General features: G+C 68.2%; 16 protein-coding genes. 1 reads left to right on the top strand and 15 read right to left on the bottom strand.

The window, feature by feature from the left end; translation table 11 throughout:
- Nucleotides 1-6: 6 nt before the first annotated feature.
- Together NV401_RS00385 and argS are read right to left on the bottom strand one after the other, a co-directional pair.
- The gene (locus NV401_RS00385; protein WP_261292403.1) at nucleotides 7-735 is read right to left on the bottom strand and encodes an SPOR domain-containing protein; all 729 of its coding nucleotides are present in this window, start codon (nucleotides 733-735) and stop codon (nucleotides 7-9) included.
- A 2-nt stretch (nucleotides 736-737) separates the two neighbouring features.
- On the bottom strand, nucleotides 738-2459 hold the full coding sequence (gene argS / locus NV401_RS00380; protein WP_261292402.1) for an arginine--tRNA ligase: 1722 nt from the start codon (nucleotides 2457-2459) through the stop codon (nucleotides 738-740).
- A 210-nt stretch (nucleotides 2460-2669) separates the two neighbouring features.
- Here argS and NV401_RS00375 point away from each other — a divergent pair, with 210 nt between their 5' ends.
- A complete protein-coding gene (locus tag NV401_RS00375; RefSeq protein ID WP_261292401.1) occupies nucleotides 2670-2957 on the top strand; it encodes a hypothetical protein in 288 nt (95 codons plus the stop codon).
- Between the two features lie 152 nt (nucleotides 2958-3109).
- On the opposite strand, the gene NV401_RS00370 is transcribed toward NV401_RS00375, so the two are convergent.
- The 13 genes from NV401_RS00370 to NV401_RS00310 form a co-directional block, all read right to left on the bottom strand.
- Entirely contained in the window at nucleotides 3110-4303 is a 1194-nt protein-coding gene (locus tag NV401_RS00370; RefSeq protein ID WP_261292400.1) for a deoxyguanosinetriphosphate triphosphohydrolase, read from the bottom strand.
- 118 nt (nucleotides 4304-4421) lie between these two features.
- A complete protein-coding gene (locus NV401_RS00365; protein WP_261292399.1) occupies nucleotides 4422-6641 on the bottom strand; it encodes an SPOR domain-containing protein in 2220 nt (739 codons plus the stop codon).
- Between the two features lie 111 nt (nucleotides 6642-6752).
- On the bottom strand, nucleotides 6753-8210 hold the full coding sequence (ftsZ, locus tag NV401_RS00360) for a cell division protein FtsZ (protein WP_261292398.1): 1458 nt from the start codon (nucleotides 8208-8210) through the stop codon (nucleotides 6753-6755).
- Between the two features lie 112 nt (nucleotides 8211-8322).
- Complete coding sequence (ftsA, locus tag NV401_RS00355) at nucleotides 8323-9585, bottom strand: cell division protein FtsA (protein ID WP_261292397.1); 1263 nt, start codon at nucleotides 9583-9585, stop codon at nucleotides 8323-8325.
- Between the two features lie 5 nt (nucleotides 9586-9590).
- On the bottom strand, nucleotides 9591-10535 hold the full coding sequence (locus NV401_RS00350) for a cell division protein FtsQ/DivIB (RefSeq protein ID WP_261292396.1): 945 nt from the start codon (nucleotides 10533-10535) through the stop codon (nucleotides 9591-9593).
- The gene (locus NV401_RS00345) at nucleotides 10532-11467 is read right to left on the bottom strand and encodes a D-alanine--D-alanine ligase (RefSeq protein WP_261292395.1); all 936 of its coding nucleotides are present in this window, start codon (nucleotides 11465-11467) and stop codon (nucleotides 10532-10534) included. Before NV401_RS00345 ends, NV401_RS00350 begins: the two co-directional genes overlap by 4 nt.
- Nucleotides 11464-12336, bottom strand: coding sequence for a UDP-N-acetylmuramate dehydrogenase (gene murB, locus NV401_RS00340; RefSeq protein WP_261292394.1), 873 nt, complete (start codon nucleotides 12334-12336; stop codon nucleotides 11464-11466). Before murB ends, NV401_RS00345 begins: the two co-directional genes overlap by 4 nt.
- Before the next feature lie 51 nt (nucleotides 12337-12387).
- Nucleotides 12388-13791 carry a UDP-N-acetylmuramate--L-alanine ligase gene (gene murC, locus NV401_RS00335; RefSeq protein WP_261292393.1) on the bottom strand — a complete coding sequence of 468 codons (1404 nt, stop codon included), beginning with the start codon at nucleotides 13789-13791 and terminating at the stop codon, nucleotides 12388-12390.
- A gap of 28 nt (nucleotides 13792-13819) precedes the next feature.
- Entirely contained in the window at nucleotides 13820-14980 is a 1161-nt protein-coding gene (gene murG / locus NV401_RS00330) for an undecaprenyldiphospho-muramoylpentapeptide beta-N-acetylglucosaminyltransferase (RefSeq protein WP_261292392.1), read from the bottom strand.
- Nucleotides 14981-14990: 10 nt separating this feature from the next.
- Nucleotides 14991-16211, bottom strand: coding sequence for a peptidoglycan glycosyltransferase FtsW (locus tag NV401_RS00325; protein WP_261292391.1), 1221 nt, complete (start codon nucleotides 16209-16211; stop codon nucleotides 14991-14993).
- A complete protein-coding gene (gene murD, locus NV401_RS00320; protein ID WP_261292390.1) occupies nucleotides 16208-17614 on the bottom strand; it encodes a UDP-N-acetylmuramoyl-L-alanine--D-glutamate ligase in 1407 nt (468 codons plus the stop codon). Before murD ends, NV401_RS00325 begins: the two co-directional genes overlap by 4 nt.
- On the bottom strand, nucleotides 17611-18681 hold the full coding sequence (mraY, locus tag NV401_RS00315) for a phospho-N-acetylmuramoyl-pentapeptide-transferase (protein WP_261292389.1): 1071 nt from the start codon (nucleotides 18679-18681) through the stop codon (nucleotides 17611-17613). Before mraY ends, murD begins: the two co-directional genes overlap by 4 nt.
- Complete coding sequence (locus NV401_RS00310) at nucleotides 18681-20054, bottom strand: UDP-N-acetylmuramoyl-tripeptide--D-alanyl-D-alanine ligase (protein ID WP_261292388.1); 1374 nt, start codon at nucleotides 20052-20054, stop codon at nucleotides 18681-18683. The genes mraY and NV401_RS00310 overlap by 1 nt, the downstream gene beginning before the upstream one ends.
- Nucleotides 20055-20064: the final 10 nt, after the last annotated feature.

Below are 20064 nucleotides of genomic sequence, written 5' to 3'. Positions count from 1 at the left end.
GCGCCGCTAGTTGCTCGCCACGAAGCAGGCTTCGCCCGCCACCTTGAGCTTGCCGCACAATTCGCTCGCCTGCCCGGCGCTGCCCGCATTCACGCGCAGCCGATAGACCGTGCGCCCGTTGACCTCGGCCTTCTGCACCGATTTGCCGAGCGGCGCGAGATAGGCGAAACGCTTGGACGATCGCGTCCAGGCGCTGTTCGCCTCGCCTTCGCTGGCAAACGAGCCGAGCTGGACCAGCGCCCCGCCCGAGGCGCCGCCCGCGGCGGGCAGTCGCCCCGGCCCGGTCGGCGCTGCGGTCAGCTTGCCGCCCGACACCGGCACCGCGACGACCGCCTTGTTGCTGCCGTCCTTGCCGGCGGTGGTGCCGCTCGCCTTGGTGCCGGCGACCGGCGCCTCCGGCACCGCCTCGACGTTGATCCGGGCGTCGCCGGTGTCGCTGCCGTCGCTGGTCGCGATCGCGCTGTCGCCTTCGCCCTGCACCTTGAGCCCGCCGGGCTCGTCCGGCCGCACCTTGTAATCGCCTTCCGGCGCGGCGATCAGGTCGCCATTGCCGTCGGACGCGCGTGCGCGCTGCCAATATTGATAGCCCAGGATCGCCGCGGCGATCACCGCCAGGCCCAGTCCGATGAGCAACACGATCCGACCGATATTGGGGCCGTCATCGTAATCGTCGTCGACGGTTTCGAGCCATGGCAGCCGATCCTCGTCGCGCACCTCATAATCGGAGGTAGCCATCGTCACATCTCCTGGACCGCCTGCACCCCCATGATGCCGAGCCCGTTGCGGATAACCTGCCCGATTGCGTCGGCCAAGAAAAGCCGCGCGCAGGTTAATGCCGCGTTATCGGCAATCAGGAAGCGGCGCGTCGGATCGTCCTTGCCGGCATTCCACAGTGCGTGGAGCGATGCCGCCAAGTCGTAGAGATAAAAGGCAATCCTGTGCGGCTCCCGGGCCTGCGCGGCGGTATCGACGACACGCGGGAACTGTGCGGCGAGCTTCACCAACGCCAGGTCCTGCGTATCAAGCTGGGACAGGTCGATCGTTTTGCAGCTGATCCCGGCCTCCGCCACCTTGCGCTTCAGCGAGGCGATGCGGGCATGGGCATATTGCACATAGAAGACCGGATTGTCCTTCGATGCCTCGACCACCTTGGCGAAATCGAAATCCATCTGCGCATCGGCCTTGCGCGTCAGCATCGTGAAACGGACGACATCCTTGCCGACCTCGTTCACGACATCGGCGAGCGTGACGAAATTGCCCGAGCGCTTGGACATCTTGACCGGCTCGCCGCCGCGCAGCAGCCGCACCATCTGCACCAGCTTGACGTCGAACTTGGTCTTGCCGCCGGTCAGCGCCTGCACCGCCGCGACGATGCGCTTCACCGTGCCGGCATGATCCGCGCCCCAGATGTCGATCAGCGCATCCGCGCTCTGTGCCTTCTGGTAGTGATAGGCGAGATCGGCGCCGAAATAGGTCCATTCGCCGCTCGACTTGCGGATCGGGCGATCCTGGTCGTCGCCGAACTGCGTCGAGCGGAACAGCGGCAGCACCACCGGCTCCCAATCCTCGAGCTCCTGCCCCTTGGGCGCTTCGAGCACGCCGTCATAGATCAGGTCGCGCGACCGCAATTCCTTCTCGGCTTCCTCGGGCTTGCCCGCCGCCTGCAATTCGGCTTCCGACGAGAACAGGTCGTGATGGATGCCGAGCAACGCGAGATCGGCCTTGATCAGCACCAGCATCGCCGCGACCGCGCTCTTGCGGAACAGCACGAGCCATTCGGATTCGGGCGCATCGACGTAACGATCGCCGAATTCCTGCGCCAGCGCCTGCCCGACCGGCACGAGATAATCGCCCGGATACAGGCCTTCCGGAATCTCGATCGTCTCGCCCAGCGCCTCGCGATACCGCAGGTGAACCGAACGCGCGAGCGTATCGACCTGCCCGCCGGCATCGTTGACATAATATTCGCGGATCACCGTGTTGCCGGCGAATTCGAGCAGGCTGGCCAGCGCGTCGCCGACCACCGCGCCGCGGCAATGGCCCATATGCATCGGCCCGGTCGGGTTGGCCGAGACATATTCGATGTTCACCGTCGTGCCGCGCCCGCGCGCCGAGCGGCCGTAATCATCGCCGCCATCGGTGATTGCCGACAGTTCGGCGCGCCACGTATCCTCGGTCAGCGAGAGATTGATGAACCCGGGGCCGGCGACCGACACCGACTCGACCTCGTCGAGCGCACCCAGTTTGGCGGCGATCTTCTCGGCCAAAGCGCGCGGATTGGTGCCGGCCGGCTTGGCCAGCACCATCGCCGCGTTGGTCGCGAGATCGCCATGCGTCGTGTCGCGCGGCGGCTCCACCGTCACCGGGGTGCGGTTGAGCCCGGCGGGCAGATCGCCCGCGGCGACGAGCGTATCGAGTACCGCATCGAGATGCGCGGCGAACCTTGTGTAAAGCGTCATGCGCGGGCGCTTAGAACAATGCGCCCGGAAAGGGAATTCCGCGAGCGTCTCCCGGCGCCGCGCTATTGCGTGCGTTTCCTGCAACTGCCCGCGCAATCTTTGCGATTTGCTTTATGCTGCACTGCAATAAGATGAGCCTACAAACAGAGATACGACCGACAGGACGAGGGTGCTGGATCCGGCTTTCGACGAATCGAAAGGACCAGACCGATGACCAAGTTTTTCACTGCCGCGCTGCTCGCCGCCATCATCATCCCGACCGCCGCCTCGGCCGAAGACGCGCCCAAGCGCAGCTTCACGCGCGATGGCCAGACCTATGTCTACACCTCGACCGACAAGGGCGATAAGACCGTGCTGTCGGGCCGCGCCTATCCCTCGGGCCGCGATTTCTCGCTGACCGTCCGCGGTAGCCATGTGCGCGGCTTCGCCGGCGGCGTGCCGGTGTCGTTCGAGACCGACACCGCCACCGCCTCGGGCACGCCGGTCGTCGCCCGCTGATCCCCTCACCATTGTCATCCTGAACGCAATTCAGGATCCATCGTGCCCCGTTGGCGATCGTCCGTGTGGCATGATGGATCCCGGATCAGGTCCGGGATGACGGCGGTGTTGCAGCGGCCAGCCCAACCCGAACGCGCCGGCGCTGGACCAGCCTAGAACCCCTCGGGCAGGTCCACCGGCCCGACCGCCTCGCGATAGCGCGTCACGGCATAGCGATCCGTCATCCCGGCGATGAAGTCGGCGATATGCCGGCTGCGCTCGGGCTCCTGCGACGGCAGCCGATCGCGCCAGTCGCCGGGCATCAGCGCGGGATCGCCGCGATACGCCCCGAACAGCCCGGCGACCACGCCGTGCGCGGCCTGCGCCGCCTCCAGCTGGCGCGGATGATGATACAAATTGGCGTACATGAAGCGTTTCAGCGCGCGTTCGCCCTCGCGCATCTCGGCCGAGAAGCCGACCAATTGCCCCGCTGCCCGCACGTCCGCCGCCGTCTCGATCCGCGCCGCCGCCAGCCGCGCCTCGGTCTCGGCGATCACATCGTTGACCATCCGCCCGATCTGGCTGCGGATCAGCTCGCCGACCAGCCGCGCGGGCGCGACATCGGCGTTGCGCGCGCAGGTCGCCGCCCAGCCCTCCGCGACCACCGGCACGGCCATGATCTGCTCCACGCTGAGCAAGCCGGCGCGCAGGCCGTCGTCGATGTCGTGATTGTCATAGGCGATATCGTCGGCGATCGCCGCGACCTGCGCCTCCAGGCTTGGCCAGCGGGTCAGCTCGAGCGGAAACGCCGCATCCGCCGCGGCCAGCGCCCAGCCCGGCGCATGGATCGGCCCGTTATGCTTGGCCAGCCCCTCCAGCGTTTCCCAGGTGAGATTGAGCCCGGTCCAGCGCGGATAGGGCGAATCGATCAGCATCAGCGCGCGCAGCGTGTTGCCGTTGTGATCGAACCCGCCATGGCCGACGAGCGCCTGTTCCAGCGCATCCTCGCCGGCATGGCCGAACGGCGGATGGCCGATATCGTGCGCCAGGCACAGCGCCTCGGTCAGATCCTCGTTCAGCCCCAGCGCGCGCGCGATCGTGCGGCCGATCTGCGCGACTTCCAGGCTGTGCGTCAGCCGGACGCGGAAATGATCGCCATCGGGCGACAGGAACACCTGCGTCTTGTGGCGCAACCGGCGGAAGCTGATCGAATGGACGATGCGGTCGCGATCGCGCTGAAACGCGTCGCGCGGCCCGCGCACCGTATCGCTGTCCTCCGGATGGAGCCGGCCCCGGCTTTGCGCCGGATCGGACGCCCAGGGCGCCGGCAGCCTCGTCTCTTTCGCCCGCGTGTCGCGCTTCACCAAAATTCGTCACCCCGGACTTGTGCCGGGGTCCACCGCCCCGCAAACACTAGCGCGGGTGCACATGCGGCACGGCAGAGCCCGGAACAAGCCCGGTGGTGGCTCGCCTGGGCGACAGCGCTTACTTGCCGGCCAGTTTCGACACCTTCTGCCCCGCCTCGCTGGTGAAGGTGAACGCCGACAGCCCCTCCTTCGACAGCGCATTGACGAAGCTGCGCGCCTCGGCATCGGTCTTGAACGGCCCGGCCAGCACGCGGTTGGTCGCGCGCAGCGGCGTCGTCCACCCCGCCTTGCCCTTGAACGCGAGCGGTGCCTTGGAGCGCACGCGCGCCCATTCCTTGGCCAGGTCGCCCTCGTTCGCGCCGCCCGATACCTGCACCCAGATCCGCGCCGGTTCGAGCAGTTTGGGGTCGTTCTTCTTCTTGAGCTCTTCCGCCTTCTTGGCCTCGGCCAGCTTTTTGGCGTCGGCCAGTTTCTTGGTCTCGGCCAGCTTCTTCGCCTCGGCCGCCTTCTTGGCGTCCGCCAGCTTCTTCTCGGCAAGTTTCTGCGCGTCGGCCGCGGCCTTCTCATTGGCCAGCCGGTCGGCCGCGCGCTGGTCGACCGTCACGCTCGCCGCGGTCTCGCTGCGCGCCGCCGCGACCGGCAATGGCGCGGCCGGCACGGCCGCCGCAATAGGCGCCGGTTCGGGCGCGACCGGCGCGACGTCCAGTTCGGATCCGGGCACCGTGATGTTGGCGATGATCTTAGCAAGGATCGAATCCTCGCCCTTGGCCGGGCCGGGCATCGGCGGCAGGATCGCCGGCGTGGCGGCCGCGACTTCGGCCGGCACCGCCGCCGCCGGCACGGACGCGACCGCGACCGCTACGGGCGCCGCTGCGGGCCCCGCTGCGGGCGGTGCCGACGTAGTGGTGGCCGGCGACACCGGGATCGTCGACGATGTCGCCGGCGCCGCGCGCGCGGGCACCGTTGCCGCCGGGATCGTCGCGGTGGCGATCTGCACCGGTGCCGGAGTCGGCCCCGCCTCGACCACCACCGGCCGGGGCGTCACCACCTGCGCGATCGTGGCCGCCGGCGGGACGGCGCGCACCGGCGCGTCGCTGACCGTGGCAGTCCGGATCGTCGCGGCCGGCGCCACCCCCCGTGTCACCCCGCCTGCCGTTCCCCCGCGATACGGCTGCGGCAGGGTCGTCTGTGTCGATGCGCGCGTTACCGTCGGCAGCGGCTGCGCTGGCACGACCCGGCTGGCCGCGGCGGCGGTGCCGGACGATGCCGGCGCCGCGGTCATCGCCGGGCGATAGGCCGTGCTGGCCGGCGGCGGGTTATAGGCCGCCTGATAGCTCGGCTGTCCGATCGGCGCGCGATAGGCGGGCGGCTGCGGCAGCGGCACCGGCGCCGCCACGGCGACCTGGATGGTCGCCCGGGCGCGCTTGTCCCGCTTCTCGCGCTTCTCGCGCTCGCGCCGGGCGCGGCGATCTTCCTTGGCGGGTGCCGATGCCAGTGCGACCGGCGCAGCGGCGGTCGCCGGCCGCCCCGGCTCGGGCAGCAGCACCGGCAGCGGCGGCGTCATCCGCGCATCCGCCAGCCGCTGCGGGGAGGCACGCACCTCGCCGAAATGCACCGCGAACGCGCGATCGACCGCGCCCAGCCGGGGCAGGCGATCGAAGAACGGCTGCAGCCCCTGGCTCAGCCCGCCCGGCATCATGCTGGCCGCAATCCGCTCCGCGCCCTTGCTGTCGCCGGTCATCGCCAGGATGAACGCGCGCGTCCGCCAGGCGCCACGATCGCTGCGCCGCAGCAGCGGATCGATCACCGCCAGCGCCTCGTCGCGCTTGCCCGAAATGGCCAGCGACAGCGCGTAGCGCCGCAACGTCTCGTCGACCGGGCCGTCCTTCAGCGCCAGCCGATAGTCGCGTTGCGCGCGCTCCTGCTCGCCGATCAGGTCATAGGCCAGGCCGCGATCCGCGGCGAAGCGCCGCACGTCGCCGCGCAGCGCCTCGGCCTCGGCGAACAGCCGGAGCGCCTCGCCCGGCCGTCCGGCCTGGACGAGGATCGTGCCCTTGCCGGCCTTGATCCGGGGATTGCTGGGATCGATCCGCTCGGCGCGCGCGAAGAAGCCGGCAGCGGCGGTCGAATCGTCGAGCTTGAGCGTCAGTTCGCCCGCCCGCACCATCGCGTTCACATTGCTCGGATTGGCGGCGAGCAGCCGCATCTCGTCGGCCAGCGCATCGGCATCCGGCGTCGCCGGCTGCACGAACACGATCTGCGCCTGCGCCGCGCCGGCCAACGCGAGCGGCGCGACCAGCGCCGCAGCGGTAAGAAGGGAAAAGCGGAACACGGTCATCGGGATCGATGCTAGACGCCTGTACAGCTGAACCGGCAATGTCCGGAGCCCCGCCGGCGCGACGGACCGACGCGCACCGGCGACCAGCCGGTGGCGCCCGTCCGCCTCACCTCACTGATTGTTCTGGCGATGCAGGAAACGCGGGATATCGAGCGGATCCTTGTCCGTCGTTTCCTCGTCGCGCGCCGCGCCGCGGGTCGCGCCGGACATGCGCTCGAACAGTGTGCCGCCCAGCTTGACGCGCGGGGCCGGTGCGATCGGCGCCGGTGCGCCTTCGGGCGCAGCCTCTTCCTGCGGCGCGCCCGGCGACAGCCAGCGGCGCCGCTGGCTGCCATCGGCCACGTCCTGCGCGGGCTTGGCTTCGGGCTCGTCACCGAACGTCAGCGGTGCGCGCACCGGCGGCGCCACGGCATCGCTGCCGAGCACCAGTTCGTCATCGTCCGCTTCGACATTGCCCGACGCATCTTCCATCGTCGGCATCGGCTCGACGAGGGGAGCGACCACTTCCGGGGCGGGGGTCGGCGCCGCGGCCGGCTCTTCCGCCTTCTTGGGGGTGGCGAAGGTGAAGGCGCGGGTCGCCGGTGCCGGCGCTTCGACGCGCGCAACGGCCTCTATACCGGTGGCGACCACCGAGACGCGGATCTTGCCCTCGAGATCCGGGTTGAACGCCGAGCCCCAGATGATGTTGGCGTCTTCGTCGACCAGCTCGCGGATATGGTTGGCGGCTTCGTCGACTTCGAGCAGGCGCATGTCGTCGCCGCCGGTGATCGAGACGATCACGCCCTTGGCGCCCTTCATCGACACGCCGTCGAGCAGCGGATTGGCGATCGCCATCGACGCCGCCTCGATCGCGCGATTGTCGCCTGATGCCTCGCCGGTGCCCATCATCGCCTTGCCCATTTCCTGCATGACGGAACGGACGTCGGCGAAGTCGAGGTTGATCAGGCCGGGCATGACCATCAGATCGGTGATCCCGCGCACGCCCTGCTGCAGGACCTCGTCCGCCATCTGGAACGCTTCCTTGAACGTCGTGTTGGCGTTCGCCACCAGGAACAGGTTCTGGTTCGGGATGACGATCAGCGTATCGACGTATTTCTGCAGTTCCTCGATGCCGGCCTCGGCGCTCTTGGCGCGGCGGCTGCCTTCGAATGCGAACGGCTTGGTCACCACGCCGACGGTCAGGATGCCCATGTCGCGCGCCGCCTTGGCGATCACCGGGGCGGCCCCGGTGCCCGTGCCGCCGCCCATGCCGGCCGCGATAAACACCATGTGGCTGCCCTCGAGCGTCTTGGCGAGCTGATCGATCGTCTCTTCCGCCGCGGCGCGGCCGATTTCCGGCCGGCTGCCCGCGCCCAGCCCTTGCGTGATCTTCGCGCCGAGCTGGATCCGCTGCGTCGCGCTCGATTGCTTGAGCGCCTGCGCGTCGGTGTTCGCGACGAGGAAATCGACGCCCTGCACTTCGGCACGGATCATGTTGGCGATGGCGTTGCCGCCCGCGCCGCCGACGCCGATCACCGCGATGCGTGGGGTCAGCTCGTCGACTTCCGGGGCAAGAAATTCGATGCTCATGGTCTTGTCTCCAACGTGCACCAATACCCCGGCACACATGATTAATTACAGTGCGTTCTGCACTATCACTAGGGCCGCTTCCAGCACCAATGACACCGCATGTCGTAAAAGCTCAATAATTCGCTCGGGCCATCGCGATCAACCGCCGGATCACGCCGAACCCCTTGGGCCGGTGCACCGTCTGGTGCTTGCCCGCGAGCGAGCGCAGATCGACCGGATCGGACGCCGCGTAAAAGGCCAGACCCGCCAGCGTGGCGAAGGCCGGCCCGGAATGCGCCTCGGGCAGGGCGGTCAGTCCGCGCGGCCGCCCGACGCGGACCGACCGGCCCAGCGCCTGCTGCGCATAATCCGCCACGCCCTTCAATTCCGCGCCACCGCCGGTCAGCACCACCTGCCGCCCGACCGGCCCGGAAAATTTCAATTCGGTCAGCGCCTTCTGCACTTCGCCGATCAGGTGATCGAGCCGCTGGCGGATCACCGCGATCAGCTGCGCGCGGGTGATGCGCGTGCCGTCGCCCTGCCCGTCCTCCGCGCTCAACGGCGCGACGTCGATCATGTCGTGATTGTCGCGTGGGCTCGCATTGGCCGATCCGTAGAAGCATTTCATCCGCTCGGCCTGCGCCCGGCTGGTGCCGAACGCGCTGGCGATATCGTCGGTAATGTCCTGCGCGCCGAACGGGATCGAGGTCAGCCCGACCAGCATCCCGCCAGCGAACAGCGACACATTGGTGATCCCCGCCCCCATCTCGACCAGGGCGACGCCCAGTTCGCGCTCTTCGTCGCTGAGGCACGCCATGCCGGTTGCGACCGGCGCGGCGATGATCGATTTCACCTCGAGATGCGCATTGGCGACGCAAAGGCCGAGATTGCGCACCGGCGATCCATCGGCGGCGACGACATGGATGTGCACGCCCAGCCGATCGGCGTGCAGGCCGAGCGGCTTCTTCACCCCGGTCAGCCCGTCGAGCGTGTACAGCGCCGGCTGCGCATGCAGCACCATGCGGCCCGCGGGGTCGATCGATTCCCGCCCGGCATGGAGCAGCGCATCGATGTCCGATTGCTCCACCCGGTGCCCGCCGAGCTCGAATTCGATCGACGCGACGTCGCTGACCAGCCCCCCGGCCGAAAAGCTCACCCACACGTTCTGGATATTCACGCCGGCGATCCGCTCGGCCTGCTCGACCGCCTCGCGTACCGCCGCCTCGGTCGCATCGGCATCGGCGATATAGCCGCGCTTGACGCCGCGGCTCTCGCGCTGCCCGGTGCCGAGCACGATCAGCTCGCCGCCATCGCCCTTCTGCGCGATCATCGCCGATACCTTGGACGACCCGATATCGAGCGCCGTGATCAATCCCTCTGGTGCTACTTTCGCCATGATCTCTACCCCTGCCCCGCCACGCTAACACGCTTCTTCGCTTCGATCGCCGCGGGTTTTGCCGCCGCCCCCGCGTCGTTCGGATCGGTGATCGCGCGGCCCGCGCTCTCGCCCGGCTTGCGCGCGACGAGCTTGCTCGGATCGCGCATGTCGAAGCGCAGCCAGCCCTTGCCGAGCAACGGCTTCACCCCGTCCAGCTGCGCGAACTTGGTCAGCGCCGCCGCGGCCGCCTTGTCGCCCTCGGGCAGCGCCAGCGTCTCGCCGCTCTCGAAGGTCAGGTTCCAGCGCCGGTTGCCGACCCAGGTCGCCGCCTTGACGATCGGCCGCAACGCCGGCGCCGCGCCGAGCAGCTTCTGATATGCCGCTTCCTGCATGTTCGCGCCCGGCCCGATGACCAGCGGCAGATCGGGCATCGCATCGGCGCGCACCGGCTCCAGCCACACGCCGTCCGAGCCGATCAGCGACAATTGCCCCTTGTCCTGCCACACCGCGGTCGGCTTGCGCTCGACGATATGGACGAGCAGCGTGTCGGGCAGCCGGCGCGAGACATGCGCGTCCTGCACCCAGCCATATTGCAGCAATTTGGCGCGCACGTCCTCCAGCCGCACCAGCGGCATGGCGCGCGACTGCTGGTCGAGCGCGACGGCATAGACCGACATGCGGTCCATCCGTGCCAGCCCGGTCAGCTCGATCTTGTCGACGCGGAAGCCGGCGCGACCGACGCCCTCGGCCATCGCCGTACCGATCGCGGCGGGCACGCCAGCCCATACCGCCATCGTGCCCAGCCCCGCGATCACCGCGCCGGTGATCGTCCAGGTCGCCACGCGGTGCAGCGTCGCCTCGCTGATCGGCAGCGCGGCGATCATCCGGTCGATCATCGACACGCGCTGCACCTTGCGCTTCTGCACCGGGCGCCGTGCCGGACTGCGCTTCAGGGTGCGGCTGCTCACAGGAGCGCCTCCCCCTTCATCGCTTCATCGACGATCCGCTGGACCAGTTCGGGATAGCTCATGCCGTTGTGCCGCGCCTGTTCGGGCACCAGGCTGAGCGCGGTCATCCCCGGCTGCGTGTTGACCTCGAGCAGGAACAGCCCATCCACGCCGCGTTCGTCATCCCAGCGGAAGTCGGAGCGCGAGCAGCCCTTGCAGCCGAGCAGCCGGTGCGATTTCAGCGCCAGCGCCTTGCACGCCTGAGTGATTTCGTCAGGGATATCGGCTGGATAGACATGCTCGGTCATGCCGTCGGTATATTTGGAATCGTAATCGTAAAAGCCGCTCTTGGGCTTGAGTTCGGTGACCCCCATCGGCCAGTCGCCGAGCACCGCGGTGGTCAATTCGCGCCCGCGGATGAACGGCTCGGCGAGCAGTTCGTCGAATTCCTGCCACGGCCCCTCGGCGCCCGGCGCGATCGGGTTGCCGTAATTGCCGTCATGGGTGACGATCGCGACGCCGACCGACGAGCCCTCGTTGACCGGCTTCAGCACGTACGGCCGCGGCAGCGGATCGCCGTCGTGCAAGGTCTCGCTCTTGACGATCCGCCCGCCCGGCATCGGGATGCCATGCGGCACCAGCGCCTGCTTGGTCAGCACCTTGTCGATCGCGATCACCGACGTGATCATGCCGGAATGCGTATAGCGCAGCCCCATCAGATCGAGCATGCCCTGCACCGATCCGTCCTCGCCCGGCGTGCCGTGCAGCGCGTTGAACACCACATCCGGCGCCGCTTCGGCCAGCCTGGCGGCAACGTCGCGCCCCATATCGATCCGCGTCACGAGGTGACCCAGCGATTCCAGCGCCCGAGCGACGCCGGCACCTGACAGCAGCGACACCTCGCGCTCGGCCGAGGGTCCGCCCATCAATACGGCGATGTGGAGACTGTTCACTTCATCACTCCCACGCGCTGGATTTCCCATTCCAGCTCGATCCCCGAATGCGCCTGCACCTTGGCGCGCACGTCTTCGCCCAGTTGCTCGATCTCCGCGCTCGTCGCGCTGCCGAGATTGAGCAGGAAATTGGTATGTTTCTCGCTGACCTGCGCGTCGCCGCGGCGCAAGCCCCGGCATCCGGCCTGATCGACCAGCTGCCACGCCTTGTGCCCGTCGGGATTCTTGAACGTCGAGCCGCCGGTCTTCGAGCGCAGCGGCTGCGATGCCTCGCGCGCCGCGGCGATGCGGTCCATCTCCGCCTGGATCGCCGCCGGTTCACCGGGGTGGCCACGGAACGTCGCGCTCACCACGACACAGCCCTCGGGCAGCGTCGAGTGGCGATAGGTATAACCGAGCCGGTCGACCGTCAGCGTCGTGCGCTGGCCCGAGCGCAACACGACGTCGCAGTCGATCAGGATCTCGCTCGTATCGCGGCCATAAGCGCCGCCGTTCATCCGCACGAACCCGCCGACCGTGCCGGGGATCGAGCGCAGGAATTCCACGCCCGTAATGCCCGCATCGCGCGCGGTGGACGAGACCAGGATCCCGCTCGCTCCGCCGCCGCAGGTCAGCGTCGTCGCATCGATCGCCGCGACCTTGGCGAACGGCTTGCCCAGCCGCACGACCACGCCCGGCACGCCGCCATCGCGCACGATCATGTTCGAGCCGAGGCCGAGCGCCATCACCGGCACGGCCGGATCGAGCGCGGCGAGGAAATCCGTGAGATCGGCCACGTCCTTGGGCTCGAACAGCCACTGCGCATTGCCGCCGGACTTGAACCAGACCAGCGGCGCGAGCGGCGCGTTCGAGGTGAGGCGGCCGCGCACGACGCTAAGCCCCTCCCCTGAAGGGGAGGGGAGCAGCTGGCGCAACCCCACTCACCGCTTGGCCTCGATGCCAGCGGCCAGCCCGGCCGCCCACTTGGTAATATCCCCGGCCCCCAGGCACACCACCATGTCCCCGGGTTTCGTCACCTCGGCCAGCACCCCGGCCAGCGCGTCGGCATCCGCCACCGTCGCCGCCGAGCGATGCCCGCGCCGCTTCAATCCCTCGACCAGGGCCGCCGCATCGACGCCGTCGATCGGCGCCTCGCCCGCAGCATAGACCGGGGTCACCAGCACCATGTCGGCGTCGTTGAACGCCTGCTGGAACTCCTCCATCAGATTGCCCAGCCGCGTGTAGCGATGCGGCTGCACCACCGCGATCACGCGGTTTTCCACGCCCTCGCGCGCCGCCGCCAGCACAGCCTTGATCTCGACCGGATGGTGCCCGTAATCATCGATCACGGTCACCCCACCGGTCTCGCCAACCTTGGTGAAGCGCCGCTTCACACCGCCGAACTTGGCGAAGCCGGTGCGGATCGTCTCGTCCGGAATGCCCATTTCCAGCGCCACGCCGATCGCCGCCAGCGCGTTCTGCACGTTGTGCCGGCCGGGCATCGGCATCTCGATGCCCTCGATCGAGCGCACCGATCCGTCGCGCGCGCGCACCAGGCATTCGAAGCGGTTGCCGCCGGGGATCGGCGTCACGTTGACCCCGCGCACATCGGCTTGCGCCGCAAAACCATAGGTCACCACGCGGCGATCGCGCACGCGCGGGATGATCGCCTGCACTTCGGGATGATCGAGGCACAGCAGGGCCGCGCCGTAGAAGGGCACGTTCTCGATGAAATCGACGAAGGCGTCCTTCACCGCATCGAAGCTGCCGTAATGATCGAGATGCTCGGGATCGATATTGGTCACCACCGCGATCGTGCCGTCCAGCCGCAGAAAGCTGCCGTCGCTCTCGTCCGCCTCGACCACCATCCAGTCCGACGCCCCAAGGCGCGCGTTCGAGCCGTAGGAATTGATGATCCCGCCATTGATCACCGTCGGATCGACCCCGCCGGCATCGAGCAACGCGGCGATCATCGACGTCGTCGTGGTCTTGCCGTGTGTCCCCGCCACCGCGACGGTGGATTTGAGCCGCATCAGCTCGGCCAGCATCTCCGCGCGCCGCACCACGGGCACGCGCTTCTCCAGCGCCGCCTCGACCTCCGGGTTGCTGCGCACGATTGCGGTCGAAGTAACGACCACCGCCGCCTCGCCGATATTCTCCGCGGCATGACCGATCGACACGCGGATGCCCTTGTCGCGCAAGCCCTGCACGACATAGCCCTCGGCCACGTCGGACCCTTGCACGTCATAGCCGAGATTCTTCATCACCTCGGCGATGCCCGACATGCCGATCCCGCCGATGCCGACGAAATGGATCGTACCGATGTCGGTCGCGACACCCCTCATGTTTCAGAACCCTTCATGTGCAATGTCATCACGCATAGGCCGCCGCGTCGCCGAACTTCACCGGCTTGTTGAGGCCGATCGGCATGTCGCCCTGCGGTGCGTCGAGGCTTTCGACCAGATCGGCCAGATCGCGCACCGCATCGGGCCGGCCGCAGCTGCGCGCGCGCCCGGCGGCATTCTGCAGCGCGGCGGGATCGAGCCCGAGACGCTGCATCTGCTTGGCCAGTTCGATCGGCGTGAAGCTGCGCTGGTCGATCGTCCGCGCGCCGCCCGCCGCGGTCATTTCCCTGGCGTTGACGGTCTGGTGATCGTCGGTCGCGCTGGGCAGCGGCACGAGGATCGCCGGCCGCCCGGCGACGGTCAACTCGGCCAGCGTCGAGGCGCCGGCGCGCGCGATCACCAGATGCGCCCAGGCCAGCTGCTCGGGCATGTCGGGCAGATAGGTCGCCAGTTCCGCGGCGATCGACAGTTCGGCATATTTCGTCCGCGCGGCATCGATATCCTCGATCCGCGCCTGATGCGTCACCTGCAGCCGGCGGCGGAAGCTCACCGGCAGCAGCGACAGGCCGTCGGGCACGACCTGCGACAGGATGCTCGCGCCCTGGCTGCCGCCGGTCACCAGCACGCGGAAGATGCCGTCTTCCTCGAGCAACGGATAAGGCTGCGACCGGAGCGCCAGCACCTCGGCGCGCACCGGATTGCCGACGAGATGCGCCTTGCCGCGATACTTGTCCTTCAGCCGCTGGACGTTGGCATAGGAAGTTGCGATCGCATCCACGCGCCCCGCCACCAGCCGGTTGACGCGCCCGAGCACCGCATTCTGCTCGTGCACCGCGGTCGGGATGCCCGCGCTGAACGCCGCGAGCAAAGCGGGCAATGCCGGGTAGCCGCCGAAACCGATCACCGCCGCCGGCTTCTGATGCTTGTAGAGCTCGATCGCCAGTGCGCGCCCGGCGAACATCGCCTTCATCGCCTTGGCCCAGCCGATCGGCCCGCCGGCCAGCCGCCCGGCCGGCAGGACATGCGTCTGCACGCCATCGAACAGGCCGGGGAAGCGCACGCCGCGCGCGTCGCTGATCAGCGACACGTGATGCCCTCGCTTGCCCAGTTCCGCAGCCAGCGCCGCGGCCGGCACCATGTGCCCGCCGGTGCCGCCCGCCGCCAATACGAAATGCTTCTGCCCACTCATTGACCGAACCTCATTCGCCGCTCCACCGCGCGATATAGGGGGAGCGCGACACGAACGGGTTTCGCCGCGTGAATGCAAGCAGCAATCCCATCCCGATCGAGAGCGCGATCATCGACGAGCCGCCATAGCTGATGAACGGCAGCGTCATGCCCTTGCTCGGCGCCATGCCGGTATTGACGCACATGCTGATCAGCGCCTGCGCGCCGAACTGCGTCGCCAGCCCCGCCGCGGCGTACAACCGAAACTCGTCCTGCTCGTCGAGCAGTTTGACGAACACACGCACCACGATGGTCAGGAACAGGATCGCGATGACCGCGCAGGCGATCAGCCCGAATTCCTCGCCGATCACCGAATAGATATAATCGGTATGCCCCTCGGGCAGGCGGAACTTCATCGTGCCCCCGCCGGGGCCGGTGCCGCGCCAGCCGCCATTGGTGATCGCGTTATAGGCAGCGTTGGTCTGGAAATTGTCCGATCCGCCCTCCGTGCCCGGGAACAGGAACGCATCGATGCGCACCCGCGCGGTATCGTAGAACAGATAGGCCGCGACCAGCGCCACCGGCACGCAGCCGATCAGCCCGATCATCACGCGCACCGGCGTGCCCGAGATCATCAGCAGCGCGATCCACACCGAACAGAACACCACCGTCTGCCCGAAATCGGGCTGCAGCATCAGCAGCAGTGCGACGAAGCCGGTCAGCCCGCCGGTGATCCACACCACCGGCAATTGCGCGTCCTTGGCGCGCAGCGAGAGCAGCCACGCAACCGTGACGATGAAGAAAGGCTTGAGGAACTCCGACGGCTGCATCGAGGACACGCCGAAATTGATCCAGCGGGTCGCGCCGTTGCGCTCGAAGCCGATCACCGGCACCGCCATCAGCAGCACGAGGCAGACGAGCGCACCGATCAGCGCCATGCGCCGCGCCGCCGTCACCGGCAGCATCGAGGTGACGAACAGGACGGGCAGCGACACGCCGACCCAGCCCAATTGCCACCACAGATAATAAAGCGGCGCGATATGATGCTTGTCGTCGGAATAGCGCTGCGCCGCCGCCGGCGAGGCAGCGCCGACCGCGACCAGTCCGATCGCGATCAGCAGCAGCGCCAGCAGCAGCAGCACCCGGTCGATATCCCAGAACCACATGCCCAGCGCCGATCGGTCGCCGCGCCCGCCGCGATCCTTCATCCGGGTCCAGATGCCGGTCTTGAGCTGCACGCGCAGGTCGGTCATGCCAATGCCTCCACAAGCGCACGGAACTGATTCCCGCGATCCTCGAAATCCCGAAACTGGTCGAACGACGCGCAGGCCGGGGACAATAACACGGTTTCGCCCGGCTTGGCATTGGCGGCGGCACTGGCGACGGCGGCGGCGAGCGTGACGCTCTGCTCGACCGGCATGTGCGGCGCGAGGATCGCCGCAAAGCTCGGCCCCGAGGCGCCGATCGTATAGGCCTTCACGACATGATCGAACGCCGGCGCGCAGGCGTCGAGATCGTCCGACTTGGCCTGCCCGCCGAGGATCCAGTGGATCCCCGGGAACGCTGCCAGCGCTGGCGCAGTCGATTCCGGGTTGGTCGCCTTGCTGTCGTTGACGAACGCCACGCCGCCGATCGTGCCGACGCGCTCCATGCGATGCGGCAGGCCGGTGAAGCTAGCCAGCGCCGCATCGATCACCGCATCCGGCACGCCGAGATGGCGCGTCGCCGCGATCGCTGCCTTGGCGTTCAGCAGGTTGTGCGGCCCGCGCAGGGCCGGCCAATCCGCCGTCTCGCCTGTAACGACATCGGCGATGAACTGGATGATGGGGTCTTCGGCCTCGTCGAGCACATCGAGTTCCGCTTCGGCCGTATAGTCTACGATGGCCAACCTCTTAGGCGACTGCATCGCAAACAACCGAGCTTTGGATGCCGCATACGCCTCGAAGCCATCATACCGATCGAGATGATCCGGCGTGATGTTGAGCAGCACCCCCACGTCGCAATCGAGGCTTTGCGTCAGATCGATCTGGTAGCTCGACAGTTCGAGCACATACACGCCGCCTTCGGGCAGCGGTTCCTGCTCAAGGATCGGCAGGCCGATATTGCCGCCCAGCCGCGACGACACGCCTGCGGTCTGCAGGATGTGGTGGATCAGCGACACCGTGGTCGACTTGCCGTTGGTCCCGGTCACGCCGACCACCTTGTGCGCCGGCAGCGAGGCACGGGCCTGCGCGATCAATTCGATGTCGCCAATGATCGGCACCCCCGCCGCGCGCGCCTTGGCGGCGATCGGGTGGCGATTGAGCGGCACGCCGGGCGAGACGACGAGCGCGTCGAAGCCGGCTAGATCGATTGTCTCCGGATCGGCGAACTGCAACTCCTCCCCGTTCCGGGGAGGGGGACCATTCGCCTCTTCCGGCGAATGGTGGAGGGGGGGTGCCGCGAGCGAGGCGGGCGTTGCCGACACACCCCCTCCACCAGCTTCGCTGGTCCCCCTCCCCGTGCCGGGGAGGAGTGCATCGCGCTTTGCCGCATCCGCATCCCACGCCACGACCCGCGCCCCGCTCGCCAGCAACGCGCGCACGGTCGCCGCACCAGAGCGCGCCAGCCCCAGCACAGCGTAGCTCTTGCCGCGCCAGAGGGGCGAGGTAATCACCGCAGCTTCAACGTCGACAAGCCGGCCAGCGCGAGCACGAAGGCAATGATCCAGAAGCGGATCACCACGGTCGCCTCGGCCCAGCCGAGCTGTTCGAAATGATGGTGGATCGGCGCCATCTTGAACACGCGGCGGCCGGTGCGCTTGTAGAAGAACACCTGGATGATGACGCTGAGCGCCTCCATCACGAACAGCCCGCCGATGATCCCGAGCACGATCTCGTGATGCGCGACGACCGAGATCGCGCCCAGCGCGCCGCCCAGCGCCAGGCTCCCGGTATCGCCCATGAACACCGCCGCCGGCGGCGCATTGAACCACAGGAAGGCCAGCCCCGCGCCGACGATCGCGCCACAGAAGATCGCCAGCTCGCCCGCGCCCGGCACATGCGGAATGCCGAGATAGGTCGCGAACTTGGCGTTGCCGGCGAGATATACGATCACCATGAACGCGACCGAAGCGATGATCACCGGCATCGTCGCCAGGCCATCCAGCCCGTCGGTCAGGTTCACCGCATTGCCGAACGCGACGATCGTGAAGGCGGCGAACACCACGTAGAAATAGCCGAGATCGATCGAGACGTTGCTGAAAAACGGCAGGTACAGATGCGTGCCGTTCTGCCCGACGATGATCCAGCTCGCGGCCAGCGCGATGACGAACTCGCCGATCAGCCGCGTGCGCCCGGAAACGCCCGCCACGCTCGCCTTGCTGACCTTGTCGTAATCGTCGAGGAAACCGATCGCGCCGAAGCCCAGCGTCACGAACAGGCAGGCCCAGACATAGGGGTTGGCAAGATCCATCCACAGCAGGATCGACAGGCCCATGCTGGTCAGGATCATCAGCCCGCCCATCGTCGGCGTGCCGCGCTTGGCGAGATGCGTCTGCGGCCCGTCGGCGCGGATCGGCTGGCCCTTGCCCTGCCGCACCCGCAGCCAGCCGATGAAACGCGGCCCGATGATCAGCCCGATCACCAAGGCCATCGTCACCGCCCCGCCGGTACGCACCGATTGGTAGCGGAGCAGATTGAGCAGCCCCGGAAAACCCAGATATTCGGCGATGACATACAGCATTAACGTGTCCCGGCTTTCAGGCTTGCGACCAACGCCGCCAGCCCCACGCCATTCGATCCCTTGATGAGCACCGCATCGCCCGGCGCCAGGATTGTCATCAGGCTTGTCCGGGCGGCCGCGGCGTCGGCCACATGGACGAATTGCACGCGGCCCTCAAGCGCTTCCGCAAGCGCCGCCATCTCCGGCCCGACCAATACGACGTGCGAAACGCCCGCTTCGACGATCGGATCGGCCAGTGCGGCATGATAGTCGGCACTGCCCTCGCCCAGCTCGCGCATCTCGCCCAGCACTGCGATCCTGCGCGCCGCCTGTTCCGCGCCGAGCACGGCGAGCGTCGCGCGCATCGAGGCGGGATTGGCGTTGTAGCTTTCGTCGATCACCAAGGCTTGGCTGGCGTCGACCGGCGCCATGAAGCGCGCGCCGCGCCCCTGCAGCCCGCCCAGTTCGCCGAGCGCCAGCCCGGCCATCGCCAGATCGCCGCCCACGGCATCGACCGCCGCCAGCACGCCCAGCGCATTGGATACCCAGTGCATCCCGGGCTGCGCCATGGTGAAGCTCAGCTCGCGCTCGCCGAGCCGCGCGGTGACGAAGGTCGCGCCCGTCGCCAGCCGCATCGTCTCGATCGCGCGAACGTCGGCACCGGCATCGAGCCCGAACGTCACGATCCGGTCGGCATGCGGCCGGGCGGCGGCGATCAGCCGCTCGCGATGCGCGCTGTCATAGGGAATGATCGCCGTGCCGCCCGGCTCCAGCCCGGCGAAGATCTCGCCCTTGGCATCGGCGATGGCGGATTCGTCGGGGAAGAAGGCGGTGTGCGCCGGCGCGATCGCCGTGACCATCGCGACATGCGGCCGCACCAACGTGGTCAGGTGGGCGAGTTCGCCGGCATGGTTCATGCCCATTTCGAACACGCCGTAGCTGGCCTCGGCCGGCATCCGCGCGAGACTGAGCGGCACGCCGGTGTGATTGTTGTAGCTCTTGACCGAGCGATGCGCCGCGCCGGGCCGCGGGCGGTCGAGCGCCGCGAACAACGCTTCCTTGGTGCTGGTCTTGCCGACCGAACCGGTCACGCCGATGATCTTCGCCGCCGTGCGCGCGCGTGCCGCGATCGCCAGCGCCTCGAGCGCCGCCATCGTATCGGCGACGCGGACATGGGCGTGCGGGCAATCTTCGCTGACGATCGCGCCGGCGGCCCCGCGGGCAAACGCCTGATCGAGGAACAGATGGCCGTTGGTCGCCTCGCCGGTCAGCGCGACGAACAGATCGCCCGCACCGACCTCGCGCGAATCGAAGGTGACGCCGGTGACGGCGAAGTCCGCGGATGCCTGGCCGTTCGTCGCCGTCGCGATTTCAGAGGAAGTCCAGAGGCTCACAACTCCCCTC

Origin of the sequence: Sphingomonas hylomeconis (assembly GCF_025370105.1) — a bacterium.
In the GTDB taxonomy this organism is placed as follows: Bacteria; Pseudomonadota; Alphaproteobacteria; order Sphingomonadales; family Sphingomonadaceae; genus Sphingomonas; species Sphingomonas hylomeconis.
The sequence above is the reverse complement of the archived record's forward strand: the minus strand, read 5'-3'. Positions and strand labels throughout refer to the sequence as shown.

What these genes read in the sequence shown, in the direction of transcription:
- NV401_RS00385 (WP_261292403.1), bottom strand. Translation starts at nt 735, where the DNA reads ATGGCTACCTCCGATTATGAGGTGCGCGACGAGGATCGGCTGCCATGG.
- argS (WP_261292402.1), bottom strand. Translation starts at nt 2,459, where the DNA reads ATGACGCTTTACACAAGGTTCGCCGCGCATCTCGATGCGGTACTCGAT.
- NV401_RS00375 (WP_261292401.1), top strand. Translation starts at nt 2,670, where the DNA reads ATGACCAAGTTTTTCACTGCCGCGCTGCTCGCCGCCATCATCATCCCG.
- NV401_RS00365 (WP_261292399.1), bottom strand. Translation starts at nt 6,641, where the DNA reads ATGACCGTGTTCCGCTTTTCCCTTCTTACCGCTGCGGCGCTGGTCGCG.
- ftsZ (WP_261292398.1), bottom strand. Translation starts at nt 8,210, where the DNA reads ATGAGCATCGAATTTCTTGCCCCGGAAGTCGACGAGCTGACCCCACGC.
- ftsA (WP_261292397.1), bottom strand. Translation starts at nt 9,585, where the DNA reads ATGGCGAAAGTAGCACCAGAGGGATTGATCACGGCGCTCGATATCGGG.
- murC (WP_261292393.1), bottom strand. Translation starts at nt 13,791, where the DNA reads ATGAGGGGTGTCGCGACCGACATCGGTACGATCCATTTCGTCGGCATC.
- murG (WP_261292392.1), bottom strand. Translation starts at nt 14,980, where the DNA reads ATGAGTGGGCAGAAGCATTTCGTATTGGCGGCGGGCGGCACCGGCGGG.
- NV401_RS00325 (WP_261292391.1), bottom strand. Translation starts at nt 16,211, where the DNA reads ATGACCGACCTGCGCGTGCAGCTCAAGACCGGCATCTGGACCCGGATG.
- mraY (WP_261292389.1), bottom strand. Translation starts at nt 18,681, where the DNA reads ATGCTGTATGTCATCGCCGAATATCTGGGTTTTCCGGGGCTGCTCAAT.